The following is a 6,339-nucleotide window of genomic DNA, read 5'->3' on the forward strand; positions in this document are numbered from 1 at the left end:
ATATATAACCTGATGTTAATACTTAGTAATTAAATTAAGGTAAACATGACTATTTTAGTCTGTGTAAGCAGCATCAGACAGTCTTAATTTGTTATTCATTGCTATTTATTAGCTGTTAAATATGTGTCAATCTCAATAAAAATCTAAGGTAATTGTTGTAAATATATAGAGTTTTTATTTACCAAATTACTCATGTTATTGAGAGATGAACTGAATAGCAACCTCGTAAGCCTTAAACGGAGAACAAAGAATGAAAGGACGCTCTCATCCTAAAAACAATTTGACCCTCAACCCATCTAGTAACGAGTCAATTCGTGATGTGATTGACCGCGTTAGCTTGAGTCGGCGGCGGTTCATCATGACGGCTGTGGGTACGTCGGTGCTAACTGTTCTGGGCGATGTTTCTATCGGTGGCTTTCTCCAAAGTGTTGATGCAGCTCCGATTCCCAAGGGAACGGGATTTGCTGGCATAGGCTTCAAGAGCGTTCCACCAAATCTACTCAATCCAGTTACAGGATTTCTGGAAAAGGATCTTGTCAGTGTTCCTGAAGGTTACACAGCCAAAGTACTGATTGCTTGGGGAGATCCGATCGCACCTGGTGGCCCGACTTGGCTACCAGATGCTTCTCAGGATGCGGCTGCTCAAGAAAAGCAGTTTGGTATGCACAATGACGGTATGTACTACTTTCCTTTACAACCAGGGAATGTTGTTGGTCGGACAGTAAGTTCACAAACAAGATCGCTAAGGGGCTTTTTAAACCAGCCCATTAATACTGGTCTGTTGTGCGTTAACCATGAGTACACCCAGGAATCAATTTTGCATCCAGATGGTCTGGATGTAGTCACAATTGCCAAGGTACGGAAGTCTCAGGCTGCTCATGGTGTGTCTGTTGTAGAAATTTCCAAAAATGGCAATGACTGGAGTTTTAATCGTAATTCGTCTTATGGTCGCCGCATTACCGCTAACACTGAAATCAGAGTTTCGGGGCCTGCGGCTGGCGATGCCTTGTTAAAGTCGAAGAAGTTTTCAATTCGGCCAACTGGCTCTGTTGACACTGGCACACTCAACGACGGCTACACTGCTTATGGCACAATCAACAACTGCGCCAACGGTCACACTCCTTGGGGTACTTACTTGACCTGTGAAGAGAACTGGAACGGCTACTTTGCTAATCCCACAGGAGATGTAGTTACAATTGAGAACATCGAAAAGTCCGATATTCTGGCAGCACAAAATCGCTACGGCATTTCAACATCATCTAGCTATCGCTGGCCGGAGGTTGATCCACGCTTTGATGCCAACACCAACCCACTCGAACCCCATTTATTCGGCTGGGTGGTTGAGATTGATCCCTACAATCCGCAAAGCAAACCAGTCAAGCGCACTGCCCTTGGTCGGTTCAAGCATGAGAGCGCTCAGGTTGTGGTTGATGATAATAAGCGTGTTGCTTTCTATCAGGGTGACGACGAGCGCAACGAGTATATCTACAAGTTCGTTTGTGCCCAACCTTTCAATCCCGGAAATCGTTCTGCTAACCGCGATTTGCTCGATAACGGTGTTCTGTACGTTGCCAAATTCAATGACAACGGTACTGGTGAGTGGATTCCTTTGGTATACGGTCAGCGTGGTCTGACACCAGAAAATGGTTTCAGAAGCCAAGCTGAGGTGCTTATCAAGACAAGACAAGCCGGCGATCGCGTCGGCGCAACTATGATGGATCGCCCAGAGTGGGTAGCTGTGCGTCCTCGCATCGGCGGATATAAAGAGATTGAAGTCTACTGCACATTGACCAACAATAATCGTCGGGGCACAACTCCAGTTTCGTCGAACCAGCCAGACGGCACAACAGCAGCAGGTGGTGCGCGTCCTCCTGTGAATCCTCCCAACCCACGTCCTGACAACCGTTACGGTCACATCATTCGCTGGCGCGAAGATGGACGCAGCGTTACGGCTACAACTTTCAAATGGGATATCTTCTTTGAAGCTGGCGACAAAACTAGACCCGAACCAAATCTCAAGGGCAACATTAAAGGTGACGATTTAAGTTCACCAGATGGTCTCTGGTTCGACGACTTCGGCCGCCTCTGGATTCAGACCGACCATGCAGGTGATGGTCGCGGTGACTTGACAAACATTGGTAGCAACACTATGTCATGTGCTGACCCCAACACCAAACAAGTTAGACGCTTCCTGACCAGCCCTACAGATTGTGAGGTAACTGGTATTACTAGTACACCCGATGGCAAAGCGATGTTTATCAACATCCAACACCCAGGCGATAGTGGGAATGCCTCGAATCCCACGCTATCGAGCAATTGGCCTAACAGTCAAGGTTATGGCCCATCAGGTCGTCCACGTTCATCAACGGTAGTAATTACTCGTAATGATGGTGGTGTTATTGGTGGTCTCTAAAAACGATAGGAACAGATTTATTTAGCGAAGTATCTTAAATAGTTTTAAATCACCTTAATTCTTGACCCTAAACATGGGCAAGGATTAAGGTAATTTGCTTACAATACTTCTCAGTTCAAGAGTGAATGGCACTAAGTTAAGATACAGCCCTTGCCCCAACTGGTTCCCAGCCTCCAGGCTGGGAAACCATTCTTGGAGGCTCCGCCTCCTCTTTCTTGACAAGAGGCAGAGCCTCTCGGAACTCGTTCCCAGCCTCGAGGCTGGGAACGAGGATACAATAAGTCTTTGGGCTTTTCTTAGTGCCATTCGTTCAAGAGTAAAGAGAAAGGGTTTAAATTTATCCTTTACCCTTTTCCCAGACCACATCAAAGGTGAAGAGTACTTATCCTAGAAGTATTGAATTTATATCATGCCTACTTGATTAATCAAGCTGATATGATATTACTTGTAGTTATTAACCCACAATTTTTGTTGCTCTCTTCTTACGTTGCATCCATAATCCCATAACACCAGCAATAGCTGTACCACCAACAGCTAACGGTTCGGGTACTTTAGTGTAGCTTACATTACCTACCTGTGTTGCATTGACTGATTGGTTAATCAGATAAAAGTTGTTGCCTCCTACATCTGGAGTATTTGGATCGCTTGCGATCGCAAATTGGTCTGCAACAAAATAGCTTAATCCCAGAATTTTGCCATTATTAAAGCTGGCTATAGGAAAACTGTTAAAATCAGTATCATCTACCTCTGTATAGTTAGTGCCTAAGTAGTTGAATGCCACTGCTAATCCATTCTCCACTCCCAATGTCTCAAGGCCTGTATTGGTTAAGGTCGAGTCATCATACCGAAAAGAGCCGAAATACTGACCGGGGCGATCGCCAGATGTCGCATTTACGGTGAAATCATAATTAACTAAGGCAGCTTGCGTCGGTTTAACAACAGCAGCAACCGAGACAGCAACAGCAAAAGCCGCCATGCTAATATCTTTAGCTAATTTCATCAGAAAAAGCTCCGAAACTAAAAAATGAATAATTCTGTAATTTCACTTAAATAAACTTTTAACCAATGCATATAGGTTAAGAAATAACCAACAAAAGATGATCTTTGTTAAATCTTTAAGGTTGTCAGGTATATATAAAATTTGTGTAAACTTATTTCAATATTTACATCAGATTATGTTTTGAGTTTGGGCGTAGGCGTAGCCCTTACATATAGCAATCCTATCTAAGTTGTGAAGATGAACAAACCACTTTTCCTCCGAAATGTCAAGAAGAGAAAAATAAGTTTTCACATCTGATTTAGGACTGCTATAGTTGCGAAAATCAGGCATGGAGATTTGCTTGTTCCTGCAACCACGGATCTACAGGTTGTCCATCTTTGCGGCGTAATTCAATTTCCACAACCATCACTTCTTTGGAACCAGGAGGTGCAGGTTTTTTATGGAAAATAATGTCATAATCTTCTGGATTATGTTTACGTTCTTTCAACCATTCCTGTACCTTGGTTGTGGCAAAAAATGATTGCCCTTGCTCAAACATTCGGGTAATCTGCAATTGCAGTGTATAAGGATTTATGCGACCCATTTTCTACCGCCTTTGTTAAGTTAATTTGAGAACAAGTAATCTACTGCTCATAGATAATCTAATGTTAATGCGAAGTAACCACACATGACACTTCCCATACAATACAGCTAGAACTTCCAACTTCAACACCCTCTTATCTGTAAAAACGCAGTCAGAACCTTCTTCGGTGGATGGTCTAAGAAAGTGTCGATGCTTTCGTATTTTGTCTTTAACTGGTTGATAAATTATTATTTTTACTGCTTGACTTTCACCATCTTTAGCAGTATTCACAACGTAGTAATGTTATAGTAGTACATAATCAAAAATTGTCACAAACTTGACTGCACTCTAGGACTAAAGTTGTACGTACACTCAGGGCGAGGAAACGGATTAGTTAAGGATTGCTCAGAATTTTACACTGCCTCTACAACATTTAACCACTTAATTCTGTTATAGATTGGAGAGAGGCGCGTCGCTTCAAAAACTGACCAACAGACTCAGATGGTTGTTATGCAGAGCAAAAATCAAGCTGTTTTCGCTTTAATTGGAAAAAGTACTATTGTATTTTTACCCTTATTGTTATCCATTGGAATCGCCAGTGGACAATCTGCACCATCACCCAACCCAGCACTAACTCCGACTCCGGTGTTATCGAATTCAGAACGGGAAGAATTAGCACGACTACGAGCAGAAAAACGAATTCAACAGCAAGTTCAATCTGATTTGAAAAGCAGTTTTAGCCGCACAACTATATTACTCGATATTTGGCTAGTTATACTAAGTCTCTTTCCAGTCGCAGTTATTGCTTTGTTGTGGCTGTTGCGACGGGTGATCATCCGAGAAATTGTTGATAGAGCAATGCAACAAGTCCAAGGAATGGAACAATTACAAAATCAGCTAACCACCGTTAAACAAGAAGCTGAAAATATTATTCAAGATGCGAAAAAAATAAATTTTGAATTAGAACAGGAAGCAACTGCTCTACAACAAAAAATTAAAAATGAACAAGAGAATGTCTCTATTCTGATATCAGATATAGATTTAGCTAAAGCACAAGTATTAAGTAGATTAGAAGCGGAACTAAAAAAATCTCAAGCAAATATAGAAAATTTAGAGTCAAAATTTGCTTCGGGATTATCTAAGTTAGAGTTTGATGCTCAACAACAAAAAAATATAGCACTGGAGAATTTAGGAAAATTAGCATCTGCGATCGCAGAAGAACTGTCTAAGTTAAAGTTAGGTGTGCAACAACAGCAAGAACTAGCCGTTGCTGATTTAGAAATATCAAAGTCTGAGTTCACATCTCAACTTTCTGGATGGCAGTCTGATGCTCAACAGCAAAAAGATATAATTTTTGAAAGTTTAACAAAATTACAGTCAGAATTTGTAGAAAAGTTATCCGAATTACAGGTTGATGCTCAAAAGCAAAAAGAGATTGCCGTTGACAGTTTAGGTATATTTGAGCGGGAACTTAAATTTCAATTATCTGAATTACAAGTAGATGCTCAAGAACAAAAAAATAAAATTCTTGCAAGTTTAGAAGTATTGCAATCAGAATTTAAATTTCAATTATCTGAATTACAATCCGATGCTCAAAAATCCAAAGAGCTAATCATTGAGAATTTAGAAAAATCTGGTTCTGAGTTTAGTTCGCAATTCTCGGAATTACAATGGAATGCTCAACAACAAAAGATTCTGATTTTAGAAAAGTTAGAAAGATTAGAAACTGAGTTTGTTTCTCAACTTTCTGAGTTACAATTAGATGCCCAAGAAAGAAAGGATCTGATTCTTCAAGAACTAACTGAAATTACACCTGAATCCATTCTAGATGTAGTAAATTCTGAATTTGAACAAGAAATACAGGAACAGCCGCAACAACCAGAATTCACTGCTGATGAGTATGTAAAACAGGGAGACGATCTGTTTTCTCAAAGGCGCTACGAAGATGCGATCGCAGCTTACAACCAAGCAGTGAAAATCCAACCTGATGAACCTGTGAGTTGGTTAAAACGTGGTCTAACTCTGGGAAGGTTGAAACGCTACCAAGATGCGATCGCATCCTACGATAAAGCGATTACGATTCAGCCAGATTATCATCAAGCTTGGTGCGATCGCGGCGTTGCTTTTGGGAACTTACAACAGCATCAGCAAGCCTTTGCCTCATTTAACAAAGCTACACAAATTAAACCTGACGATGCCGTTGCCTGGTTAAATCGCGGTCTTTCCTTAGTAGCATTAGAACAATACGAAGAGGCAATCGTCTCCTTTGAGAAAGCGCTGGAATTCCAACCTAATTCTCCCAAAATTTGGGATAAATATGGTTACACTTTGGTAAGATTGGGACGCGATGATGAAGCGATCGCT

The 6,339-nt window shown here is 41.3% G+C and carries 4 protein-coding genes; 2 read left to right on the plus strand and 2 right to left on the minus strand.

Annotated elements, in window-relative coordinates:
- Window positions 1-250: 250 nt before the first annotated feature.
- Window positions 251-2,413 carry a PhoX family protein gene (locus tag IQ229_RS09025; protein ID WP_194043033.1) on the plus strand — a complete coding sequence of 721 codons (2,163 nt, stop codon included), beginning with the start codon at window positions 251-253 and terminating at the stop codon, window positions 2,411-2,413.
- 454 nt (window positions 2,414-2,867) lie between these two features.
- On the opposite strand, the gene IQ229_RS09030 is transcribed toward IQ229_RS09025, so the two are convergent.
- The gene (locus IQ229_RS09030; protein WP_194043035.1) at window positions 2,868-3,413 is read right to left on the minus strand and encodes a PEP-CTERM sorting domain-containing protein; all 546 of its coding nucleotides are present in this window, start codon (window positions 3,411-3,413) and stop codon (window positions 2,868-2,870) included.
- Between the two features lie 322 nt (window positions 3,414-3,735).
- A complete protein-coding gene (locus IQ229_RS09035) occupies window positions 3,736-3,996 on the minus strand; it encodes a hypothetical protein (protein ID WP_194043036.1) in 261 nt (86 codons plus the stop codon).
- 480 nt (window positions 3,997-4,476) lie between these two features.
- On the opposite strand from IQ229_RS09035, the gene IQ229_RS09040 reads away from it, so the two are divergent.
- A partial coding sequence (locus tag IQ229_RS09040) for a tetratricopeptide repeat protein (protein ID WP_194043038.1) occupies window positions 4,477-6,339 on the plus strand: 1,863 nt, incomplete at its 3' end.

Origin of the sequence: Nostoc cf. edaphicum LEGE 07299 (assembly GCF_015207245.1) — a bacterium.
Lineage (GTDB): Bacteria > Cyanobacteriota > Cyanobacteriia > Cyanobacteriales > Nostocaceae > Nostoc > Nostoc edaphicum_B.